Source organism: Geomicrobium sp. JCM 19037, from assembly GCF_000698105.1.
GTDB lineage: Bacteria > Bacillota > Bacilli > Bacillales > Marinococcaceae > Geomicrobium_A.
The window spans coordinates 13,766-37,817 of record NZ_BAWZ01000023.1 but is presented as its reverse complement, the minus strand read 5'-3'; the positions used below and the strand labels follow the sequence as shown (position 1 = coordinate 37,817).

Genomic DNA, 24,052 nt, shown 5'->3' with positions numbered 1-24,052 from the left:
ATTTACTCCCTCGTTTCTTCCGCACGTTCTTTCGCGCGTAGTTGTCCGCATGCAGCATCAATATCATGCCCTTGCTCCCTGCGTATCGTCACGAGTACCCCTTTATCTTTGAGTGTTTTTTCAAACGCGAAAATATCTTCTCTTGATGTTCGGACATAATCTCTTTCAGGCACGTCATTAACAGGAATCAAATTCACGTGACAGCGAATATCTTTAATCAGCTCTGCCAATTCTTCAGCATGTTCAACCTGATCATTTACGCCGCCAAACAGGCCGTATTCAAACGTGACACGACGCTTCGTTTTTTGTTGATAATAAACGATTGAGTCCATCAGTTAGAGACTGGGAATGCTTTATTAATCGGCATTAACCGGCCACGAATTTCAGAGTTTGGTGCATGTAAAGAGATCGCAAAGTTAATTTGCATTCCTTCATCGGCAAACTTATAAATTTTCGGTACCATACCACTCGTTGATACGGTGATGTGACGAGCGCCTATGTTCAACCCTTCATCGTGATTGACCGTTCTTAAAAAGCCCATCAAGTGATCGTAATTGTCAAACGGCTCGCCAATTCCCATGACAACAATCGAGTCGACCCCTTCTCCCGTCTCGTCTAACGCACGTTGAACATCAAGAACTTGAGCGGTAATTTCTCCTGCTTCTAAATTCCTTTTTAAACCTCCAAGTGTTGAAGCACAAAATGTACATCCTAGGCGACAACCAACTTGAGTGGTAACACAAATGCTGTTTCCGTAATCGTGACGCATGAGTACGGTTTCGATCGAATAGCCATCGTGTAATTCAAACAGAAACTTTTCGGTTCCATCAACAGATGTTTGCCTAAGCACTTCTTTCAGTCTTGTAAACATAAATTCTTCATTTAGTTTCTCACGTAAATCTAACGGTAAATTCGTCATTTCATCGACGCTTTCTACCCGCTTTCGATACAGCCACTCATACATCTGTTTCGCACGAAATTGCGGTTGGCTGTTCTCACTCATCCATTGCTTCCAATCATCAAACGTTAATGAAAAAATCGACCGTTTCGAACCTTCAGCAGTAGCGGTTACGTCTCGTTTATTTTTTGTTACGGTTTTCACGAATCGGCACTTCCTTTCTTTATTAGAGCACAAATATAAAATCCATCACTTCCGTAGTGGTGAGGAAGTATCGTACATTGCCCCGTTTTTGCGGCTTCAATCGTCAAACGTTCGCTAAGTGTGCGATCGAATGCAAATTCAGGGTGAGTTTCCATAAACTTACGAATAACATGTTCATTTTCTTCAGGTAAGACGGTGCACGTACTATAGACGAGTACACCAAAATCTTTCAGCAAAGGAGCGACCTGTTGCAAGATTTCTTGCTGTACGACAGGTAAGCCTTTAATTCTCTCTTCATCGGTATTCCATTTGATATCTGGTTTATTTCGTAGAACTCCTAAACCACTGCAAGGAGCATCAACTAAAATCCGGTCAAACGTTTGAGAGGGAAACTGGTCGGGCAACGTTTTTGCGTCACTCGTACGCGTCGATACACACGTTAATCCTAGACGGTTCACTTGTTGATTAATGAGCCGCTGTTTGTGTTCGTGAATATCGTTAGCAACGACCGTCCCTTCATCATTCATGAGCTCAGCGATGTGTGTTGTCTTTCCACCAGGTGCAGCACATGCATCTAAAACCGTCATGCCGGCCTTAGGATCTAGTGCTCTTGCGACGAGCATGGAACTTTCATCTTGAATGGTGAATCGCCCTCGTTCGTATGCCGAACTACTTCGTGCATGTCCTTCCAATACGCGAAGCGCTTCAGGTGCGATGTTCCCTTCATGAGTTTGAACGTGTTCTTCACTTAGTTCAATCTGAAGATCAGACCTTGATACCTCTCTCGTGTTCGTGCGAAGTGTTGTAGACCCCCGCTTCGTATTTTCCTCACACATACGAAGGGTTTCGACTTCGCCGTAATCGTTCAACCACCGATTGACGAGCCACTCCGGGTGAGAAGTCGTTAAGCTAATCCGTTCCGTTACGCTCAAGTGCTCAAAACTCGGTTGCCCTTTTCTGGACACATTACGTAAAACACCGTTAATGAGCCTTTTAACCCTTTGCGCCCCCATCGGCTAGCGAGTTCTACCGCTTCATGAATGGCGGCCCGCTCAGGCACTCGGTCCATATAAAACATTTGATATACAGACAATCGTAAGATCGTCTGTATGCGCTTGTCATTTTTTTCGACCGGTTGCTTAAGCTGAGCATTCAAGATGTAATCAATTGTATTTTTCCGTTTTACTGTACCATAAACGACTTCAGTGACAAATCGTTGGTCTGCGTTTTCCAAGCTTTTACTACGTAATTCCTCATCCAACGCTAAATGGCTGTATGAACCCTTAAAGAAGACACGGTGAAGCACCTCTGCTGCAACAAACCGAGCATTTTGCTTGCCATCATTTGTCATCAAAACAATCTCCTACTCGAATGTCTTGCCCTTTGCCTCGTAAATAATCTTCCACCTGCATTCGCTTTTTCCCGGATGGTTGAACGACTCGCAACTTCACGCCTTGACCATCCCCTGCACGTATGATCAATGTGTCTCTGTCCACGTGAACCACTTCTCCTGGGACACCTTCATAAACGGATGATTCGATACTTGCTTCCCAGCATTTGACCATTTCCTCACGCCAGTGCGTATGTGCAACCGGCCACGGATTCATGCCGCGAATTTGGTTATAAACAGCTTGGGCAGAATTCTTCCAGTCAATACGTTCAGCAGCACGAGAAATATTCGGTGCGTACGAAACTTTCGTTTCATCTTGCTCGGTTGCTTTCGCTGTCCCTGTCTCAATCTGCTTGACGGTATGAAGCAACAGCTTTGATCCAAGCTCACTTAACTTGTCATGCATCGTACCAACGGTGTCTGTTGGCTCAATCGCTATTCGCTCTTGAGAAAGCATCGCCCCGGCATCGAGCTTTTTAACCATGTACATAATGGTTACGCCGGTTTCACTTTCGCCATCAATAATTGCCTGGTGGATCGGGGCACCGCCGCGATACTTCGGGAGCATGATGCGTGGACATTAATCGCTCCATGCACCGGTGCTTCGAGCAACGACTCCGGTAACAATTGCCCGTATGCCGCCGTTACAATCAAATCAGGATCGCCAGAAACGGCGTGCTTAACAGCAGCTTCCTCCCTGACTTTTTCAGGTTGAAACACTTCAATCCCATGTTTTTCTGCCTCGACCTTCACAGGTGTTTTCACCCGTTCACGCTTTCGACCTTTCGGTCGGTCCGGTTGGGTAACGACGCGAATGATATCATGCCCCTCTTCGACGAGTGATTGAAGGACAGGAACGGCAAAGTCAGGTGTACCCATAAACACAATTTTCATTGATTTACACTTCCTTTATTATGCAACTTTCGTGCAAAAACCCCCAACAGCGTGGGGGCTACATGAATAAGTTAGGGTGGCGATCAATCGCCATAAACCGGCTGTCTTTATGAATTTCTTGTTGGTAATGAGCAAACAACTCACGAAGCTCATGAACGAGATGAGGCTCATCTTTATATTTTATCAAACATTGGCATCGATATCTATCTTGGATCCGACTAATTGGTGACGGTGTTGGTCCTAAAATAACCGCACCCTCACTGAGGCGCTCCTTTAACCGTGAAGCGGCAAAGCTACATGCATTCATCGCCTCTTTTAAATATTCGTGAGAAAACGTGATCAAACACAAATAATAATAAGGCGGATAACCAGCGACCTTTCTTTGCTGCATCTCCCGGTGAAAGAAACGGACATAGTCATGACCTTCAGCGAGAGCGACTGCGTAATGCTCCGGTGTGTACGTTTGGATAATGACTTCTCCTTCCAATTCGTCACGACCGGCTCGACCACCTAGTTGGGTAAGCAATTGAAAGGTTCTCTCTGGTGCTCTGAAGTCTGGAAGGTTTAATAGTGTGTCCGCAGTTAATACGCCCGCGAGTGTAATGTTCGGGAAGTCGAGACCTTTGGCAATCATCTGGGTGCCGAGCAGGATGTCGGCTTCTTGATTGCCAAATGCTTTCAACAGCTTTTCATGTGAGCCTTTCTTTTGCGTCGTGTCGTTATCCATACGAATAATCTTCGCTTCGGGAAGAAGTTTCTGCAATTCTTCTTCCACCCGTTGAGTACCTGTCCCAAAATAACGAATTTGATCACTTTCACATTCAGGACACGTCTCATACATCCCTTCTTCATAGCTGCAATAGTGACATTTTAATCGCTCTCCTCGTTGGTGATACGTAAGGGAGATTTCACAGTGAGGCACATGCCAACAAACCCACAGCTTCTACACATGACAAATGTAGAGAAACCTCTTCGATTAAGAAACAATACCGTCTGCTCTTTTCGTTCGAGGCGCTCTTTAATCTTGTCTAGCAATTCTTTAGAGAAAACAGAACGATTTCCACTTCGCAGTTCATCACGCAAATCGGCAAAGTGAATGTCTGGCAACGGTTTCTCATTCACACGTTTAGGAAGCTCCAACAGTTGGTAAACTCCTTTTAACGCCCGTGCATAACTTTCCAACGCCGGAGTCGCACTACCTAAGAGCACCGGACACTGATGATTTTCACTACGACGAATCGCAACCTCTCGTGCATGATACCTCGGGTAATCTTCTTGTTTATAGCTACTTTCGTGTTCTTCATCAATCACAATGAGGCCGATGTCTTCAAAAGGAGCAAACACAGCGGAACGCGCACCGACGACAACTTGCACTTCTTTTCGTTGAATTTTCATCCATTCGTCATACCGCTCTCCCGTTGATAAGGCACTGTGCATGACGGCTACGGCATCTCCAAACCTACGTTTAAACCGGTTGACCATTTGCGGGGTAAGGGAAATTTCTGGAACGAGAACAATGGCCTCTTTGCCAGCATGAATGACTTCCTCAATCGCTTGTAAATACACTTCAGTCTTCCCACTACCGGTCACTCCGTGAAGAAGCATCGTTTTCGCTTGATTTGATTTCACGCCTTGTATTAGTGCGTGAACTGCTGTTGTTTGATCCGTTGTCAGTGTCGCTTTTTGCTCTTTACCGTCCCCTTCTGCAGCAGTATAAGGGTTTCGTTCAATTACAACATGCTCTTCAATTAAAAAACCATTTTTTACTAACGTTTGAATCGTTGAGCGGCTTAGAGACTCATCGTTGATGAGCGATGCTACGGCGACGGGCTGCTCTTTTTTTGTAATCAGGTTAAGCGTCTTCTTTTGTTGGTCCGTGCTTGGCGTTTCGTCCGTCTGTACGACCCGGACCGCTTTTTGTTCTCGATGTTTGGCACTGTCTTTCAGTTTATAACCTACGCGCAATTGACCAGCTACAATCCCTGTTTGAATTTGCGTGAGGATCTTCTTTTGTTGAGGCACGTCTTTCCAATCGATCGTCGTCTTCTGTCCGAATAACGCTTGAATTTCCATAGGCAAGCGCGTAACTTCGTCATCACTCCGATGCAATTGTTTTTGGGCCTTTGCCCGCATTGCCGCAGGAATCATCGCCTGAAACGCCGTAATTTGAAAACAGATCGTTTCTTTTGCGAGCCATTGCCCGAGTTCAAGCAGTTCACCATTGAGGACAGGGGTCACATCGAGGAGCTCATGGATTGATTTGACCTTTTTCACCGTTGAGGAAGAGGTGATTTCAGTAATAAAACCCGTTTGCTTTCTTGCTCCAAACGGCACGAGAACACGCATACCCGCAGTTGCCACATTTATGTGTTCTTCTTTTAAGCGGTAATCAAACGTGCGATCCACGCCACCGGCCGGCACATCAACGATCACCTTCGCGTACACGATTACCGGCTCCTTCCAGTAACTGACGTGCTTCTTCCACAATTTTCTGAGCGAGTGCGGACTTCTCTGAACGTGCTAGCGGTTCGTTGGAGCGGTCTTTTCGGATAATCGTAATTTCATTCTCATCGCTTTCAAATCCAATGGTGTCGTCATTCACATTGTTGGCGACGATCAAATCCAAGTTCTTTCTTTCTAACTTGTCTTCAGCATACCGAATCACGTCTCTTGTCTCGGCAGCAAACCCGATAAGAACTTGGTTCGTCTTCTTTCTTCCGAGTTCTTCTAATATATCTTTCGTTCGCTCAAATTCGAGTGTGAGCGTGCCGTCTTGCTTCTTCACTTTATGCTCATCTCGATCGACAGGTCGATAGTCAGACACTGCAGCGGTTTTTATAACCACATCAGCTTCGTCATAATAGGCAAGCGTTTGTTCATACATTTCTTCTGCACTCGTTACAGAGACACGTGTCACACCGACCGGAACGTCTAAAGTGACAGGACCACTGATGAGTATGACTTCTGCCCCTCGTTCTGCTGCTGCTCGGGCAATGCTATACCCCATTTTTCCAGATGAGCGATTGCTAATAAACCTTACCGGATCAATCACTTCTCTCGTAGGACCTGCAGTAACGACAAATGTTTTGCCTTTAAGGTCGGATGTTTCGGCTTCAAGCTCTTGCTGTAAATAGGCCAATAAATCTTCAGGTTCTGAAAGCCTGCCTTTGCCGATCCAGCCACACGCCAAATAGCCAGCGCCTGGCTCAACAAACTTCACGCCACGGGACCGAAGACGGTCCATGTTTTCTACAACAGCTGGATGTTCATACATGTTCACATTCATCGCCGGCGCAAGATAGACAGGGGCTCGTGTGGCAAGTAACGTTGACGTGAGCATATCATCGGCAATCCCATTCGCGTACTTCCCAATAAAGTTTGCTGTAGCTGGAACAACGATAAACGCATCCGCCCAGTCCGCTACGTCAATATGAGCAATAACTTCAACATCTTCTTCTATAAATGTATTTTCATACACACGGTCTCGTGTTAACGATTGGAATGTAAGTGGCGTGACAAATTGCTTTGCGCTTTCTGTCATAATGACTTTCACGCTCGCGCCTGTTTGCTTTAACTTCGAAGCAAATGCCGCGGCTTTAAACGCCGCAACTCCTCCTGTCACACAGAGTACAACCTTTTTGTTTTTCATCATGCCACTCCTTTCTCTTTGTCCTTGTTGCTAGTATAACACCATTATGTACCTTTCATCGCGCCTGATGCTTTCGCTCGTTTGCTTCTATATATAATGTTTAAAAGAAATTCATCTGACGGCAGAGCAGGGTTTATTCGTTACTAGTGAAGCAACTACAAAGAGCTACATAGACTTGCCGAGCATGCGGGCTGAACGTTGGAGCGGGGAATGGATCGATAATCTTACCATAGCAGCTAGAAATCACATCCCATCAAGCCCAATGGTACAATATCAGCCGAGCACGTGGTCAAATCTGAGAAAGTCATCCCATACCGGATGACGACCCTATAAAAACTCCTACATCCTTCTTTCGCGGAGATCGATATCGTGAGAATTTTAGATTTTCCTGATTTGCGTTGTTGGTACTTGATTCCCATCACCTTTCCAAGGGGGATCATCGGGCGAAGTCTCCATAGGATTTTGGGGTAGCTGAATACTTTTTTTGCTTCCAAAGAGCTTGGATTGGAAACAGATTCACCGACCATACCCGTTTTGGTCCTGTTTTAGTTCCAATCCATGGACGTCTGCTTCCAAACAGACGTTTATGGAAGCAGATCGCCCGCCTTTACAGGAAATGAACGACAGTCTCCTCCCAATCCCTTTTTTAAGGTTGAGTCAGACGATTTAAGTAGAACCAGTTGGAGTAGTACAAAATCCTAGAACAACACCTAACCTACAATTGAGTGACATTCATTAGTTCAACTTATATAGCGCCCATATGGCAAATCTAACGTTCAACGTATCTAAACTTGAAAAAAATCGAGAAAGGCGGCGAACCACCCTTCTCGATTTAGAAAACCCCTGTTACTTTTTAATGCTCAAGTATCCGTCTTCGATTTCCTCTAGAGCAACACCGACATATTTTCTTGATACCGGTTTTTCAACACCTTGTGATCCTTCTTCTGTTTCTTGAAGTGCTCGCGCTCTCTGCGCTGAGATCGTCACTAGTGAGTACTTGCTATCAATTCGTTTTAACAATGAATCAATGGATGGATATAACATTTATTCATTCACCTCCACTTGGTTTCGATAATGGTCAATCACACGCTCTTGCCTTAAGTGCTCCGCTTGTACAATCGCTTGGATTCGCTCAACAGCACGTTCAACTTGATCATTTTCGACGACGTAATCATATTGCGCCATCATCTCAATCTCGGCTTTTGCAACGTCCATTCGCTGATTGATTAAGTCCATTTCCTCCGTACCTCGGCCTTCAATCCTTTTTCGAAGTTCTGCCAAGTTCGGTGGGGCAAGAAAAATAAAAATACCGTCTGGGTACTTTTGTTTCACTTTCGCTGCACCTTGAACTTCAATTTCTAAAATAATGTCGGACCCTTTTTTCACTGTTTCTTGAACATAGTGGAGCGGCGTGCCGTAGTAATTATCCACGTACTTTGCCCATTCCAGCAGTTCATCATGAGCAATCATGCGCTCGAATTCTTCTTTTGATTTGTAGAAGTAGTTGACGCCTTCTTGCTCGCCTTCACGTGGTTCTCTTGTTGTTGCGGACACGGAGTAGGAGACCCGTTGGTCAACACTTCGAAGAGCATTGCAGACCGTTCCTTTACCGACCCCTGCTGGTCCTGAAAGAACAATCAACAGACCTGGATCTTTTTTCAAGCTGTTCACTTCCTTCGGTTAATCTTCTTCAGATTCGTCTTTTGAGTGCAGTCTTTGTGCGACCGTTTCTGGTTGTACTGCTGACAAAATGACATGGTCGCTGTCGGCGATGATAACCGCCCTCGTTCGTCTTCCATATGTAGCATCAATCAACATATTGCGGTCTCTGCCTTCTTGGATAATTCGTTTTATCGGTGCAGATTCGGGACTTACAATCGAGATGATGCGGTTTGCAGATACCATATTACCAAAACCGATATTAATTAACTTTACATTCAATAGAAACCCTCACTCTCTGCACATCGGTTACTCGATGTTTTGCACTTGTTCCTTTAGCTTTTCGAGCGTTGCTTTTACTTCAATGACCAAACTAGGAATGGCTGTTCCCTTTACTTTGGAACCGATTGTATTCGCCTCACGATTCATTTCTTGTAAAATAAAGTCCAACTTGCGCCCAATCGGTCCAGCTTCACCCATGACTTGTTCGAACTGCTCTGCATGAGATGCTAGTCGAGTCAATTCCTCGGAAATATCACTTTTTTCAGCCATAATCGCAACTTCTGTCATTAACCGATCATCGTCAATGTCAATGCCAACACCCATTTCCTTCATTCGGGTCGTTAACTTCTCACGAAACTGTTCGGTCGCTTCATGTTGGTGGGCTGAAATTGCCTCCGTATATCGTCTCACACTTTGTAAGCGTTTTTCAATATCTGTTTGCAAGTGCTTGCCTTCATCACTACGCATCGACATCATTTCGAGTATCGCTTCTTCTACGGCTTTGAATACGTCCGCTGCGAATGTTGACGTCCTATCCATGCTCGTACTTTCGAAAATGATATTTGTTCGAAAAAGCCACTCACCAAAAGAGAGCTGCTTTTCTATAATTTCATGACGATCGATCATGTTTTTAGCTACCTTTACATACTGATCAAAAAGTGCCCAATCAACAGACACCGTCTGCTTTTGATGTTCACTCGCTTTGACCGTAATCAAAACGTGTATTTTCCCTCTATGAATCTGCTTTTTTATTCGTGCTGTAATGGCTGACTCCATTTCCAAATACTCATCTGGAAGTTGCATTGACACGTCAAAAAAGCGGTGATTCACACTCTTTATCTCAACAATGACATGTTCACGGTCGCTCGAGAAGTTGGAACGACCATATCCGGTCATGCTTTCATTACAGTCATCACATCCACCCGTTTATTGTATACGTTTTTCAAGAGAACAACAAGTACGCGCCTATTTATGCGTGTTCTGACATGAGAAAGGAGGATTTTGTCGGCATATGTCAATGATCAATCTCACAATTTCATACCAATTTATGGTATATTAATGACAGTGACATTACAATTATATGTAACTTTTATTTCAAGATATCGACAATATAGATAAGATATATATGGAGGTTTGTGATGAAGAAACATACCTTATTTCCAATGATTATTTGTACAGCATTTCTAGCAAGTTGCGGGACGGTAGACCAACCTACCTCTGTCGCATCCGTCTCCTCGGTTCACGCCGAGAATGAGATGAAGACAGCTCCGGAGAAGAAAGTCGTCGTATACGAAGAAGGCAATGACGATTTTCGAGTTGAATTAGAGGCAGACCAACTCAATGAGGATTATTTATCCGGCTGGGCGAAAAACTTGGCCAGAGGCGAAGAGGGTTATGATCGTTCCATGCAAACCCCTAAGAATATTGACGGCGCTTTAGAAGGTGGAAGAAGCGAAGTCATTCTAAGAGAAGGCGAGCTCGTAGAACGCGTGCTTGACGCTTCTTACTATGGGCGAGAGATTCAACTTCCACTTGACATTAACGAACCAAACGTATCAGAAGATGATTTAGAGAATATTGGTGCCGAAGTGATCGGCTCCTTTACAACTTCTTTTAACACCAATACGACCGGTAGAGTCGAGAACATCCGAATATCGACGGAAAGTATCAATCGTGTCGTCCTCGGTCCAGGGGATTCTTTCTCCTTCCATGAAGTCGTCGGGCAAGCGAGTGCTGAACGAGGGTATCAAGAGGCAAATGTTATCGTAGACGGTGAATTTACGAACGGCATGGGTGGAGGCATTTGTCAAACGTCAACAACGTTATACAATGCCATTGCCGATGCTGGACTGGATGTTACCGAACGTCATCACCACTCCTTACCGATCGATTACGTCCCTGAAGGCGAAGATGCGATGGTCAGTTGGGGATGGGCGGATCTCAAATTTCAAAACAATCATGACATTCCGGTAATGATCACAGGAGATGTGGATGCATCAAGCGGTAACGTTACATTTAACGTGAGGGCATCGACGAGTTTGTAAAACAATTACCGGGGTTCGGGGCTAATGATGCCAATATGGCCGTTAGCCCTTTTTCTTTTATATTTCGTAAACCTAATCGCGTCAGCTCTCACTTTCTCACAAAAAAAGCAGCCCATCCTAGGGCTGCTTTTTGTTTACATAATGTTATTATTGTTTCCTTCTTAAACCAGACCAGCTTAGAGCAACGGTTGGAATTGCTGCGAGACCGATAATTAAGAACCATTCGTTTAGCGATAATGCGGTTGTATAGAAGATCGGTTGTAAGAATGGTACGTATACGACCGCAAGCATCATGATGAATGACAGAAGTACAGCAAATACGAGCGTTCGATTACCGAACGGGTTTCGGTGAAAGACTGAATACTCGCTTCTGCAATCAAATACATGGATGAGCTGGGCAACGACGAGTGTTGTAAACGCAACCGTCTGTGCTTTCGTTAAATCTGGCAATCCACCACTTCCATAAAGTGTAATGACAAATGCTGCTAACGTTGCAAGACCAATTAACAACCCTCTCGTAATGACTTTCGTTCCTAGCCCTCTAGCAAAAATCCCTTCATTCGGATGCCGTGGAGCGCGTTTCATTACATCACTTTCTGCACGGTCAACCCCAAGTGCCATCGCTGGCAAGCCATCGGTAACAAGATTTATCCATAGAATTTGTATCGCCACAAGTGGGAGTGGCAAGCCAAGCAACAGTGCAAATAGCATAACAAGAATTTCTCCGACGTTGGAAGCGAGCATATAACGAATAAACTTTCGGATGTTATCGTATATATTTCTTCCTTCTTCAATCGCCGCTTTAATCGTCGAGAAATGGTCGTCAGCAAGTACGAGTGCCGCTGCTTCTTTGGCGACATCTGTCCCCGTTTTCCCCATGGCAACCCCGATATCCGCCGCTTTTAATGCTGGGGCATCATTCACACCATCACCTGTCATCGCAACGACGTGGCCGTTGGACTGCATAGACTTTACAATTTTTAATTTATGTTCAGGGGTTACACGAGCAAAAACATACGTTTTTCCGACTTCTCGCTTAAAATCTTCTGTGCTCAATTGATCGAGCTGTTGCCCAGTCATGACTTTGCCGTGGTCAGGCAACATGTTCAAACTTTTAGCCACTGCCCGCGCCGTTTCCACGTGATCCCCAGTAATCATTACCGTTTTAATTCCTGCCTCACGGCACTCATGGATGGCATCCTTAACGTCTGGTCTTGGTGGGTCCATCATGCTTCTAGTCCGATAAGTGTCATATTTGACTCCACATCAGCCGCTTCATGGTTCCCTTCTGGCAACGGCCGGACCGCAACCGCAATTGTCCGTAACGCTTGAGAAGCAAATTGACTAACACTTCTTTCCCACTTTTGCTTCATTTCTTTCGTTAGTGGTTTGACGTGGCCATTTACTTGGATCGTTGTACACCTTGAAATGAGTACATCTGGTGCCCCTTTTGTGACGACGAACTTTTTGCCGTCTTTTTGTTTCATCACGACGGTCATTCTTTTTCTTGTTGAATCGAATGGTAGTTCATCGATTCTTGTTACGGAACGGGACACGTCTTCATAAAACCATCCCCCACGGGCCGCTGCTAGTACGAGGGCGGACTCCGTTGGTTCTCCACTCAATGTGTACTGTTGCTCCGTCGTAATGTTTGATTTGCGATCTTCCTCGGTCGTCCGTTTTAGTTCTGCATTATTACAAATTAATCCATAATAAAGAACGTCTTGAATATCTCTAGACCCTTTTGTCGGTACGCCGTTATTCGTAAATGATCCGGTCAAACCTACACCGTCCAGAGCGACGTGTTCCGACCAAGTCCAAACTTCCGTGACCGTCATGTCATTTTTCGTCAATGTTCCGGTTTTATCAGAACAAATGATGGACGCGCATCCGAGTGTTTCTACCGCCGGAAGTCTTCTCACAATGGCTTTATAGCGAATCATCCGTTGTACTCCTAGTGCTAAAGCGACGGTCACAATCGCAGGCAATCCTTCAGGAATCGCAGCAACGGCAAGAGACACACCCGCAAGAAACATTTCATACGTCGGTTGCCCTTGCAAAATACCAAGCACTACAACGAGAATGGTGAGCAAAATCGCACCGATAATTAGCACTTTGCCTAGTTGTGCAAGACGGCGTTGTAACGGAGTCATGACCGTTTCTGTCGTTTGCAACAAATGGGCGATCTTTCCCATCTCGGTTTTCATGCCGGTACCCACGACTATTCCCCTGCCTCGCCCTCTCGTTACGAGCGTTCCGGCAAACGCCATGTTATGTTGGTCGGCTAGTGGCGCTTTCTCATCATGCAATAACCCTTCGTATTTCTCCGCTGCCACTGACTCTCCCGTGAGGGATGACTCTTCAATCGCTAGCCTCATCGTCTCAATGAGACGAATGTCTGCACTGATTCGGTCGCCATTTTCAAGTTGGACAATGTCCCCAGGCACCGCATCTGCGGACGGAATGCTTTGCCACTTCCCGTTACGAAGCACCGTCACTTCGGGGGCAGATAGCTCTTTTAACGCATGTAGCGAGCGTTCTGCTTTCCGTTCTTGAAAGAAGCCGAGCAATGCATTGACGAGCACAATCCCCATAATGACGAGCGCGTCGATGTATTCACCTAGAAGCCCAGATACAAAAGTGGCCACAAGTAAAATCATGACCATAAAATCTTTGAATTGCTCCATGAACAAAATCGGCCAAGGTGTGCTTTTTTCTTCCATTAAACGATTTGGACCGTGGATGTGTAATCGTCTAGCCGCTTCTTCTTTACTTAACCCTTCTTCACTGTCCGTATTTAACGCTTTGTATACGGCATATGGATCCGTCTGGTGCCATTTCATCTCTTCCCACCCCACAGCTTGGACTTCTCAATAATCCATCCTATTCAGCAATGGGACAAAACATGCTATACTGTTCATTGCAAGAAAGGGTGATTCGATGTCTTTTGATGGATTGGTGCTTCGTTCTGTCATAAACGAATGGCAAGAAGCATTACTCAATGGAAGAATTACAAAAATAAAACAACCAACCAATACTGAAGTGTACGTAACGATCCGTAACCACCGTCAAAATCATACGGTGCTTTTTTCTATTCACCCAAGTTTCGCAAGAATGCATTTTAGCGAAGCCCCTGAGGCGAGCCATAAAGAACCACCGATGTTTTGCCGGATTTTACGAAAGCATCTGGAAGGTGGATTCATTCGCGACATTTCACAAGTTGGGATGGAGCGAATCGCACAACTAACAATTGAAGGAACTGATGAAATTGGCGATCGCGAAGAAAAGCGATTGCACATTGAGATTATGGGTAAGCATAGCAACTTACTTTTAATTGATGACGAGGACCAGCTTATTGACGCTATTAAGCACGTATCTCCTGCTGTAAACCGTCATCGAACACTGCTGCCAGGACAAGCGTATACCCCGCCGCCAAGCCAACATAAAAACAATCCTTTTTCCGCAAGTGACGAGGATCTGCTTCGTAAGATCGATTGGAACGGCGGGCGCCTGGACAAACAATTGTTAAACAGCTATTCAGGATTAAGCCCACTCATTACAAAAGAAATGGTTCATGTCGCTGGATCAGGAGGACGACAATCACTCGTTCGTGCCTTTCTAACGACGATGGACCGTGTTCGAAATCATCAGGTCGAACCTGTCGTCATGACCCATCATCAAAAAGAGTACTTCTATCTTTTCCCTCTTGAGCATCTTGGTGGTGAAACGAGCCGATACGAAACGGTGAACGAAATGATTGATGGTTCTATCGAGGCAAAGCGGAAAGAGATCGCGTAAAGCAGCAAGCGTACGACCTTGATCGCTTTATTCGAAACCAACTGCAAAAGAACGAAAGAAAGCAAAAGAAATTATTCGCTACGTCTCGTTCAGCAGAAGACGATTTGCAAAATCAGAAATACGGGGAACTTTTGACTGCGCATATGCACCAACTAAAGCTTGGCGATTCAAAAGCTGAAGTTATGGACTATTATGACCCTGAAGGTGCCACAATTGTGATCGAGCTTGACCCAGAAAAAACGCCGGCAGACAACGCTCAAATGTACTTCAAAAGATACAATAAAGCGAAAAACGCCCAAAAAGCGGTTGTCGAACAGCTCAAACAGACGAAAAGTGAGATTGACTATTTTGATGGTCTGTTGCAACAGCTACAATCGATCGCTCAAGCAGATTTACGAGAAGTACGAGAAGAATTAGAAGAAGAAGGTTACTTGAAGAACAAACAGCAAAAAAACAAAAAGAAAAAAGTTGAAAAACCAAAACCCGATCATTTTCGCTCAAGTGAAGGTATAGACATCTATGTAGGGAAAAACAACAAACAAAATGAATATGTGACGATGAAGTTTGCTAGAAAGACGGATACGTGGTTGCATACGAAAGACATTCCTGGTTCACATGTTGTCATTCGCGCCGAAGAATATAGTGAGGAGACCCTTCAGGAAGCCGCTCAACTCGCCGCCTATCATTCAAAAGCGAAAGAATCCGGGTCTGTCCCAGTCGACTACACGCTCATTCGGCATGTGAAAAAACCAAACGGGGCAAAACCAGGGTTTGTTACTTACGATGAACAGCGCACCGTCTACGTGACACCCGATCCGGCTGTTGTAAACCAACTCAAGCAATAGAGAGGAGAAGCGAATGAAACTCATCATTAAATTGCTCATCGGGATTGTCGCCGGGATTGTTATCGGACTCGTGGCGACCCAACTCCCTTCAGCTGTTATGGAAACTGTCGTCACCTTTCAGATGATTTTCGGTCAGTTTTTAGGTTTTATTATCCCTTTTGTGATTCTATTTTTTATTACGAGTGGTGTCGCTAGCATGGGCGCTGACTCAGGCAAAACGTTAGGATTAAGCGCAGGAATTGCTTACATCTCATCTGTGCTCGCCGGTGTGTTATCGTTTGTGATTGCACTTATTGTTCTTCCTTTATTCATTACCGAATCACAACCCAATGTTGGTGAAGAAAGTGGCTTCTCTCCGCTGTTCGAACTTGAAATCGACCCAGCACTAGGGTCATTACCGCTCTCGTCATGGCCTTTGTTTTCGGGATCGGCATTGCGAGAACCGAATCTCCAACATTGAAGCGATTCTTCGATGAAGGAAAAACAATCATCGAAAAGCTGTTATGGAACGTCGTCATCCCGTTATTGCCTTTTTATATTGCAAGCATCTTTGCAGAAATGGCCGCAGACGGTACAGTATGGGAAACACTCGCTTCCTTTGCACTCGTTCTTATCCTTGCAATTGGAACGCATTGGATCTACTTGCTCGGCACGTTCACGACAGCTGGAGCGGTTACTGGTAGAAACCCGTTTACGTCCATTAAAAACATGCTACCTGCCTATTTCACCGGGCTCGGAACGATGTCGAGTGCAGCGACGATTCCCGTTACCGTAGAGGCCGCAAAGAAAAATAACGTCCGACACAGCATGGCAGAGACCGTCATCCCACTCGGGGCCAACATCCACCTCGCAGGCAGTACGATAACGATTGTTATGGCTGCTACGACCGTTATGATGATGTTTGGTGATTTAGCTACACCGACATTTGCGAACATGTTGCCGTTTATCTTTGCGCTTGCTGTAATTATGATTGCCGCTCCAGGCGTACCTGGCGGTGCCGTCATTGCCTCCCTTGGACTGCTCACGACGATGCTTGGCTTCACTGAAGCCGCTGTTGGCATCATGATCGCACTTTACATGGCACAAGACAGCTTCGGAACAGCAACAAACGTGACCGGCGACGGCGCGATCGCCATGCTCGTCGACCGATTCGTTCACGGAAAAAACCGAGGGTAATGAAAAGTCATCTAGTTGCAGAAATTACTGAAAGCCCAACATATAAGATTATATGTTGGGCTTTTTCTAAGTGAAAGTTTCAGAAGGTACACGTCGTTTCAGAACGAACCCGCCACGCTAAACGTGAACGCAGAAAGTGTAAACTTACGTGCAAAATGGCACCGCGCTATCCCATCCAACCCAACACCCAACAACTGAACAAATCAGGAAAATGTTACGTTGATCCTAACTATATAAGTTGAACGAAAGAATTTCATTGAATCGGATGACCGAGAGGGGTCTTTGCGGGTGAGTGCTTTCGTATTGCGTGTTGAAATTCACCTCGTTGCCGATCGTTGTTCGTCACCGCAAAGGTTGGGGCACGAAAACGTATGCCGAAGGGTTAAAAATCGCGACCGAGCTCATCACCTGGCACAAGCATGTGATGGCCGGGCACGTATGTGACAATCCAGCCCTCAAACCGGGCACTTTCGGCGCGCAACTGTCACAAATCGCACGATTTGTGACAGTTGACACCATTTATGTGCACATTCACGTGTAAAATCATGATTTTTCTTTCTCAAGTGTCACAAATATGAATATATGGGGCATTTGGACTTTTTCAACACACCGTAGCCAGGAGGCAGCACCGAACCGATGTCGCACTTGTGCTACGGAGTGTCAAAAAAACACGGTAGGCGTACTTTGACCACCGATGTTGCACTTATGCTCTGGAGTACATAGAAAACACGGTGGCTGTCTTTTGGCTACCAATGTTGCCCTTGTAGTCTGGACTACAAGCAACCGCCTGCAGTGGAAAGCAACAACAAACTGCGCAACTAGGAAAATGTTAAGTTGATCCTAACTAGCTCGTTTTCGGTGACAGCTTAATAAACGTTCACACATATAACAGGCTCTGCTACCAAGCCCCTTCACCTCTACGAAAGCTTTTGTATGTAAGTAACTACCGTCTTACGTTTGCCAGTCATTTGGTGCTTGTTGCCATCTTACTAATTTGTCGTACTCTCGCTTTGAGAGTGTGCCTTCCGATTGGGAAACGTCAAGCAACGTCTGGAAGTCAGTGAGCGTATATAACGGCACGTTTTCCGATTCCATATTGTTTATGGCTGCATCTAAGCCGTAAGAGAAAATGGCCACAATCCCGAGCACTTGCCCCCCTGCATCAACGACTGCTTTTGCGGCTTGCAAAGAGCTGCCTCCCGTTGACACGAGATCTTCAACTATGACAACCTTTTGACCGGCGAGTAATTGTCCTTCGATTTGGTTCCCTTTTCCGTGGGCCTTCGCCTTTCCTCGCACGTAAATCATCGGCAACTCCATGCGCTCAGCGACGAGTGCTGCATGGGGAATGCCTGCTGTTGCTGTTCCAGCAACGACGTCAGCTTCTGGAAACTTCGCACCGATGAGTTCGTTGAACTGATCAGCAATAAATGTCCGCAGTTTCGGGTGCGATAACGTTAAGCGGTTATCACAATAAATGGGCGCCTGAATGCCTGATGCCCACGTGAATGGCTCGTTCGGTTTTAAACTTACTGCTTGAATCGCTAACAACTGTTTTGCAATTTCTTTATTTGCTTCCATCATTTTCTCTCCTTTACGACAAACCGTGCCATCGTTCATAAATCTGGTCATACGTGGCAACAGGGTCCACACTTTCGGTAATTGCCCGTCCGACGACAATCGCACTGCTCGCTTCGGCTCTCGCGGTTTCAGGTGTTGCCGATCGCTTTTGGTCATGAGTGTCCGCACCGGCCATACGTATGCCTGGCGTAAGCGTAAAAATATCATCTGCTACGCTCCGTCTTAAGTCACGGACCTCATGTACGGAACAAACGACGCCGTCCAAACCGGCAGTGATCGTCTCTTTCGCCAAGTGGCGAACGGTTTCATCTAGCGATGTTTGGATGAGTAATTGTTCATGCAACATTTGTTCAGTCATGCTCGTAAGTGCCGTTACCGCAATACATTTTGTACGCGCTTGACCGTGGATTTGCCCTTGTTCCAATCCTTCTCTTGCTGCCTCCATCATCTCGGTACCCCCAAGCGCATGGGTCGTCACAAGATCGACACCTAATCCGGCAATTTGCTTCATCGTGCGTTCCACAGTTTTCGGGATATCATGACACTTCACATCTAAAAAGAGAGGGTGTCCTCGTTCTTTCAGGTTATGAATAAAGGCTGGTCCTGCAGTATAGAAAAGTTCCATTCCCACTTTTAACGCGGGTAAACGACCGTCAAATCGCTTCAAAAAATCTTCAGCTTCCGCTTTCGAACTCATATCTAGAGCAATGAATAACGGGTGTTCCATTAAGACATCACCCGTTTGCCATAAGTTCTGTCACGTGGTCCACGCCCATTTCGTCGAGCCACGTCTCCAGCTCATTAATGATCGTTGGGCATGCAAACGGATCTGTAAAGTTAGCCGTTCCTACCGCCACTGCGTTCGCTCCAGCGATAAAGAATTCCATCACATCTTTTGCGTTTGAAATGCCGCCCATACCAATAATCGGTAAGTCCGATACTTGGCGGACATCATAAATCATGCGTAGGGCGACAGGCTTAATCGCAGGTCCTGACAAACCGCCTCTTTCGTTGGCAAGTATTGGCTGTTTCGTTTTCCAGTCAAAGCGCATCCCTACGAGCGTATTGATCATTGACAACCCGTCTGCACCGGCCGCTTCCACAGCTTTGGCAATGGCTACTACATCCGTTACATTCGGTGACAATTTCACATAGACCGGCTTATCCGTTACTTGTTTTGCCAGTTGCGTTAAACTAGCCGCTTGTTCTGGGTCGGTTCCAAACTGGATGCCCCCCGTTTTCACATTCGGGCACGAGATGTTTAGTTCAAATGCACCGACATTCTCAGCTGCTTTCAGCGTATCAATGACGTGCAAATATTCTTCTGGGGTCGACCCCGATACATTCGCCAACACTGGCAAATCATACGCATTCAAAAACAGAAGCTCTTCATCTCGCACCGCCTCTGCCCCAGGGTTTTGCAAGCCGATGGCATTGAGCATGCCCGAAGGACTTTCTGCAACTCTCGGCGTTGGATTGCCAAGACGCATGTCTCCAGTCGTCCCTTTAATCGCAATCGCTCCTAAACAAGACAGGTCATACAACTTCGCATATTCTCTTCCGAAACCAAAGCAGCCAGAAGCTGGCATGATTGGATTTTTCATTGACAAACCAGGAAGCTCAATCGCCAATCTTTCTCGATTCATAGATATACCTCCTCCGCTCGGAAAACGGGTCCATCTTGACAAACTTTAAAATAAGACCGTCGATCACTTGACTCACAGATGCACGCATAACAAGCACCGATCCCGCACCCCATATGTTCTTCTAAAGAGACATAACAGTTCGTTTCATCCGGCACTTCTTCCTTTAGTGCACGCAGCATTCCTCTCGGACCGCAGGCAAACAGCCAGTCTGCTGCTGGCTGTTTCTTTAGTATGTCGATGACGGTTCCTTTTTCACCGTGACTGCCGTCGTCGGTAACGATCGTCACGTCACTGTGGGGAAGTTCGTAAAATGCTTTCTCATAAAACACGGATTCCTTGTCTGCATAGCCGGCAATAATTGAAACTGGGATGCCTCGTTCTGTCAGTTGCCTGGCTGCAAAGTAGATAGGAGGAATTCCGACCCCTCCCCCGACGAGTAAAATTCGGTCAGCGTTCTTTGGCAGCGATACAGGAAATGTGCTCCCACCAAGGGGGCCGAGCACATCGAGTCGATCGTTTGGACGAGCAGACGTAATCCGCTCTGTCCCGTCTCCGACACGTTTATAAATGATCGTACACGTTCCGAGTTCGTGATTCACCGCTGCTAAACTAAGCGGCCTGCGTAATACGAAGTTCTCCTCAGGCACGCGAACGTGGAGAAAGGTGCCTGCTTCATGTAGATGCTGAACGAGTTCACCACTTAAAATGAGCTCGTACGTATCTTTTGCGATCTCACGATTTCGTATGACTTTCATTGGTTTTGAGTGCATCACTGAACACCTTCTTTCACTTGCACTCGCTCTAAGCGTGGGACAGGCTCCGTCGCGAAAGACATCATTTCTAAAACGTGTAACAATGCAAACGCGGTATCCATTGAGGTTAAGCAGATGATTTCATGTTCAACCGCTTCTCTACGAATGCGGAATCCGTCACGTGCGGGTTGTTTCCCTTTCGTGAATGTGTTGATGACCAGTTGGGCGTCTCCGTCTTTAATGAGTGACGAGATGTTCGGCGTACCTTCTCCAATTTTATGAACGGTCTGAACAGAGATCCCTTCAGATTCAAGTAGCTTTGCTGTCCCGCTCGTCGCCATTAACGTAAATCCAAGGCGCTCGTAGCGTTCTGCAAGACGTACGGCTTCTTCTTTATCTTTGTCTGCAATCGTAAAAAGCACATTTCCTTTTCTCGGAATGTTCATGCCAGAGGCAACAAGTCCTTTATATAACGCTTTCTCTAAATTTAAGTCTCGCCCGAGCACTTCCCCAGTAGACTTCATTTCTGGTCCGAGATGAATGTCCACACGGCGCAGCTTTGCAAAAGAAAATACGGGCGCTTTTACCGATACACGGTCCGATTCTGGATGATACACGTCGGTGTAGCCTAAATCAGTAAGCTTCGAACCTAGAATAACTTGGGTAGCCAGTTGTGCCATCGGTACACCTGTCATTTTGCTAAGAAAAGGTACCGTACGACTCGCCCTCGGATTCACTTCAATCACGTAAACGTTGTTTTCGTGTAAGACGAACTGAATGTTTAACAAACCGATAATGCCAAGCCCTTTGGCAAGTTTCTCTGTTTGGCGTATGACTTCTTGTTTCGTCTGTTCGCTAAGCGTTTGTGGAGGATAAACGGCTATCGAGTCACCAGAATGCACGCCCGCTCTCTCGATATGCTCCATCATGCCAGGGATGAACACGGTGTTCCCGTCAGAAATGGCGTCCACTTCAATTTCTTTTCCAAAGAAATATCGATCAATGAGGACAGGATGCTCCGCGTGTACGTGCACTGCTTCCTTCATATAGCGAACGAGCTCATCCTCAGTATCAACGATTTCCATCGCCCGTCCGCCTAGTACGTAGGATGGGCGCACGAGAACCGGATAGCCTAGCACGTTCGCCGCCTCAATCGCACCGTTAACTGACGTAGCGGTTTTTCCTGGAGGCATCGGCACATCCAATCCTTTTAGCGCACGTTCAAACTTATCTCTGTCTTCAGCCGTATCCATCGCTTCAAGCGTTGTGCCAAGAATGTTCACGCCTGCTTCGTGTAATTTTTCTGCGAGGTTGATGGCGGTTTGACCTCCAAACTGAACGACAACACCTTTTGGCTTTTCTAGATCAATAACGTTCATCACATCTTCAAACGTTAACGGTTCGAAATATAGTTTGTCAGACATACTAAAATCGGTTGACACGGTTTCGGGGTTATTGTTGATGATGATCGCTTCGTATCCAGCTTCTTGAATCGCCCACACGCTATGAACGGTCGCATAATCAAATTCAACACCTTGCCCGATTCGAATCGGTCCTGAACCAAGCACGAGTACCGATGGTTTTTCGGTTTTGATGGATTCGTTTTCCTCCTCAAACGTGCTATAGAAATATGGAGTCTCCGAGGCAAACTCCGCTGCACACGTATCGACCATTTTGTACACTGGCGTCATGTTCTGTTGCTTTCTAAATGCCCGTATTTCTCCTTCAGTCGTGTCCCACAATTGAGAGACCGTCAAGTCTGAGAAACCATTTTCCTTAGCTGTTTGCAACAATTCCGCATCCCACGGCGCATCATTGAGGGCGAGGTGAAGGTGAACAAGCCCTTCGATATGCATCAAGTAGAACGCATCAATCGCTGTATGTTTGTGGAGCTCAGCTACCGTGAACCCTCTTCGAAACCCTTCAGCGACGGCGAACAATCGTTCATCATCGGCATTTTCCCACTGGTGAATGAGTGCTTCATCCGTTTCTTTTTCATAGCGAGGCAAAAGCAGATGGTCGTCTTTCATATCTAGTGAACGAATGCCTTTGAGTAGTGACTCTCCAAACGTCCGACCGATCGCCATCACTTCGCCGGTCGCTTTCATTTGTGTGCCTAGTTTCCGGTTCGCTGACGAGAACTTATCAAACGGCCAGCGTGGAATTTTCGTAACGATATAATCAAGAGCAGGCTCAAAGCTTGCGTATGTTCGTTTCGTTACTGGGTTTTTTAATTCTTTCAGATGATAGCCAACAGCAATTTTTGTGGCGATTTTCGCAATCGGATAGCCGGTTGCTTTCGAGGCAAGCGCTGACGATCGGCTCACTCGCGGGTTCACTTCGATCACGTAATATTCGTCGGAGTGTGGATCATGAGCAAGCTGTACATTACAGCCCCCTTCGATTTTAAGGGCACGGATAATCGTAAGCGATGCATCGCGTAACCGTTGATAATCACGGTCTGTGAGTGTTTGTGATGGGGCTGTCACAATCGAGTCTCCTGTGTGTATGCCAACCGGATCAAGGTTTTCCATGTTACATACAACAATCGCATCATCATTTCGATCACGCATCACTTCATACTCGACTTCTTTCATACCCGCAATGCTTTGTTCAACGAGGCATTGGTCAACGGGACTATACGCTAAACCAGAAGCGAGTGTTTCTTTTAATTGCTCCATCGTTTTGGCGATTCCACCACCCGTCCCACCTAGTGTATACGCAGGACGCACGATGACGGGCAGACCGATTTCTTCAGCAAATTGTACACCTTCTTCAACCGAATGAACAATTTCGCTTGCTGGAACGGGCTGGCCTAGTTCGTGCATAAGTGAACGGAACGCTTCACGGTCTTCGGCTTTTTCAATCGCCTCAAGGTCTGTACCGAGCAATTCTGTACCGTATTGCTGCAACACGCCATTGCCTTCAAGTTCCATTGCCAAGTTCAATGCCGTTTGCCCACCCATTGTAGCAATGAGCCCGTCTGGACGTTCTTGACGATGATGCGCGAAACGAACTCAAACGTTAACGGTTCAATATACACTTTATCGGCCATATTCGTATCGGTCATGATCGTTGCGGGATTTGAGTTAATAAGAACCGTTTCATACCCTTCTTCTTGAAGTGCTTGGCACGCTTGCGTTCCTGAATAGTCGAATTCAGCAGCCTGCCCAATGACAATCGGTCCCGAGCCGAGAACGAGGATTTTCTTGATGTCTTCACGCTTTGGCATG

15 protein-coding genes and 6 pseudogenes are annotated in these 24,052 nt (G+C 46.1%); 5 read left to right on the top strand and 16 right to left on the bottom strand.

Annotated elements, in window-relative coordinates; translation table 11 throughout:
• Nucleotides 1-2: 2 nt before the first annotated feature.
• The 10 genes and pseudogenes from rlmN to JCM19037_RS13490 all read right to left on the bottom strand — a co-directional run bounded on the left by rlmN (nt 3) and on the right by JCM19037_RS13490 (nt 9,873).
• A pseudogene (gene rlmN, locus JCM19037_RS13535) lies at nt 3-1,039 on the bottom strand (23S rRNA (adenine(2503)-C(2))-methyltransferase RlmN).
• A 59-nt stretch (nt 1,040-1,098) separates the two neighbouring features.
• Nucleotides 1,099-2,115, bottom strand: coding sequence for a 16S rRNA (cytosine(967)-C(5))-methyltransferase RsmB (gene rsmB, locus JCM19037_RS13530; protein ID WP_081829318.1), 1,017 nt, complete (start codon nt 2,113-2,115; stop codon nt 1,099-1,101).
• Nucleotides 2,031-2,453, bottom strand: a complete 423-nt coding sequence (locus JCM19037_RS23030; protein WP_052363890.1) for a transcription antitermination factor NusB — start codon at nt 2,451-2,453, stop codon at nt 2,031-2,033. The genes rsmB and JCM19037_RS23030 overlap by 85 nt, the downstream gene beginning before the upstream one ends.
• Nucleotides 2,443-3,386 (bottom strand): annotated as a pseudogene (gene fmt / locus JCM19037_RS13525) (methionyl-tRNA formyltransferase). Before fmt ends, JCM19037_RS23030 begins: the two are co-directional and overlap by 11 nt.
• A 58-nt stretch (nt 3,387-3,444) precedes the next feature.
• Nucleotides 3,445-5,834 (bottom strand): annotated as a pseudogene (gene priA, locus JCM19037_RS13520) (primosomal protein N').
• Nucleotides 5,809-7,035 (bottom strand): bifunctional phosphopantothenoylcysteine decarboxylase/phosphopantothenate--cysteine ligase CoaBC, encoded by a 1,227-nt coding sequence (coaBC, locus tag JCM19037_RS13515; RefSeq protein WP_307189811.1) that lies wholly within the window; start codon nt 7,033-7,035, stop codon nt 5,809-5,811. Before coaBC ends, priA begins: the two are co-directional and overlap by 26 nt.
• An 846-nt stretch (nt 7,036-7,881) precedes the next feature.
• Nucleotides 7,882-8,079 carry a DNA-directed RNA polymerase subunit omega gene (gene rpoZ, locus JCM19037_RS13505; protein WP_042401962.1) on the bottom strand — a complete coding sequence of 66 codons (198 nt, stop codon included), beginning with the start codon at nt 8,077-8,079 and terminating at the stop codon, nt 7,882-7,884.
• Complete coding sequence (gmk, locus tag JCM19037_RS13500) at nt 8,080-8,697, bottom strand: guanylate kinase (protein WP_042401960.1); 618 nt, start codon at nt 8,695-8,697, stop codon at nt 8,080-8,082. It abuts the gene before it with no gap.
• 18 nt (nt 8,698-8,715) lie between these two features.
• Nucleotides 8,716-8,976, bottom strand: a complete 261-nt coding sequence (gene remA / locus JCM19037_RS13495) for an extracellular matrix/biofilm regulator RemA (RefSeq protein ID WP_042401957.1) — start codon at nt 8,974-8,976, stop codon at nt 8,716-8,718.
• 27 nt (nt 8,977-9,003) lie between these two features.
• Nucleotides 9,004-9,873: a YicC/YloC family endoribonuclease gene (locus JCM19037_RS13490; RefSeq protein ID WP_042401954.1), complete on the bottom strand. Its 870-nt coding sequence runs from the start codon at nt 9,871-9,873 to the stop codon at nt 9,004-9,006.
• Between the two features lie 242 nt (nt 9,874-10,115).
• On the opposite strand from JCM19037_RS13490, the gene JCM19037_RS13485 reads away from it, so the two are divergent.
• On the top strand, nt 10,116-11,021 hold the full coding sequence (locus JCM19037_RS13485) for a VanW family protein (RefSeq protein ID WP_052363889.1): 906 nt from the start codon (nt 10,116-10,118) through the stop codon (nt 11,019-11,021).
• 147 nt (nt 11,022-11,168) lie between these two features.
• Here the strand turns inward: JCM19037_RS13485 and JCM19037_RS13480 are convergent.
• Nucleotides 11,169-13,864, bottom strand: a pseudogene (locus JCM19037_RS13480) (calcium-translocating P-type ATPase, SERCA-type).
• 97 nt (nt 13,865-13,961) lie between these two features.
• Between JCM19037_RS13480 and JCM19037_RS13475 the strand changes: the two are divergent.
• The 4 genes and pseudogenes from JCM19037_RS13475 to JCM19037_RS13465 all read left to right on the top strand — a co-directional run bounded on the left by JCM19037_RS13475 (nt 13,962) and on the right by JCM19037_RS13465 (nt 17,381).
• Nucleotides 13,962-15,664: pseudogene (locus JCM19037_RS13475) on the top strand (NFACT family protein).
• Between the two features lie 13 nt (nt 15,665-15,677).
• Entirely contained in the window at nt 15,678-16,124 is a 447-nt protein-coding gene (locus JCM19037_RS29405) for a cation:dicarboxylate symporter family transporter (RefSeq protein WP_307189810.1), read from the top strand.
• Nucleotides 16,073-16,840, top strand: a complete 768-nt coding sequence (locus tag JCM19037_RS13470) for a cation:dicarboxylate symporter family transporter (protein WP_307189809.1) — start codon at nt 16,073-16,075, stop codon at nt 16,838-16,840. Before JCM19037_RS29405 ends, JCM19037_RS13470 begins: the two co-directional genes overlap by 52 nt.
• Before the next feature lie 292 nt (nt 16,841-17,132).
• Entirely contained in the window at nt 17,133-17,381 is a 249-nt protein-coding gene (locus JCM19037_RS13465; protein WP_042401952.1) for a hypothetical protein, read from the top strand.
• Between the two features lie 410 nt (nt 17,382-17,791).
• Here the strand turns inward: JCM19037_RS13465 and pyrE are convergent, their stop codons facing one another.
• The 5 genes and pseudogenes from pyrE to carB form a co-directional block, all read right to left on the bottom strand.
• Nucleotides 17,792-18,421, bottom strand: coding sequence for an orotate phosphoribosyltransferase (gene pyrE / locus JCM19037_RS13460; protein ID WP_042401950.1), 630 nt, complete (start codon nt 18,419-18,421; stop codon nt 17,792-17,794).
• A 13-nt stretch (nt 18,422-18,434) separates the two neighbouring features.
• Nucleotides 18,435-19,148, bottom strand: coding sequence for an orotidine-5'-phosphate decarboxylase (gene pyrF, locus JCM19037_RS13455; RefSeq protein WP_042401948.1), 714 nt, complete (start codon nt 19,146-19,148; stop codon nt 18,435-18,437).
• Nucleotides 19,149-19,155: 7 nt separating this feature from the next.
• The gene (locus tag JCM19037_RS13450) at nt 19,156-20,067 is read right to left on the bottom strand and encodes a dihydroorotate dehydrogenase (protein WP_042401946.1); all 912 of its coding nucleotides are present in this window, start codon (nt 20,065-20,067) and stop codon (nt 19,156-19,158) included.
• Nucleotides 20,064-20,837, bottom strand: a complete 774-nt coding sequence (locus JCM19037_RS13445; RefSeq protein ID WP_042401943.1) for a dihydroorotate dehydrogenase electron transfer subunit — start codon at nt 20,835-20,837, stop codon at nt 20,064-20,066. Before JCM19037_RS13445 ends, JCM19037_RS13450 begins: the two co-directional genes overlap by 4 nt.
• A pseudogene (carB, locus tag JCM19037_RS13440) lies at nt 20,837-24,051 on the bottom strand (carbamoyl-phosphate synthase large subunit). Before carB ends, JCM19037_RS13445 begins: the two are co-directional and overlap by 1 nt.
• Between the last annotated feature and the right edge of the window lies 1 nt (nt 24,052).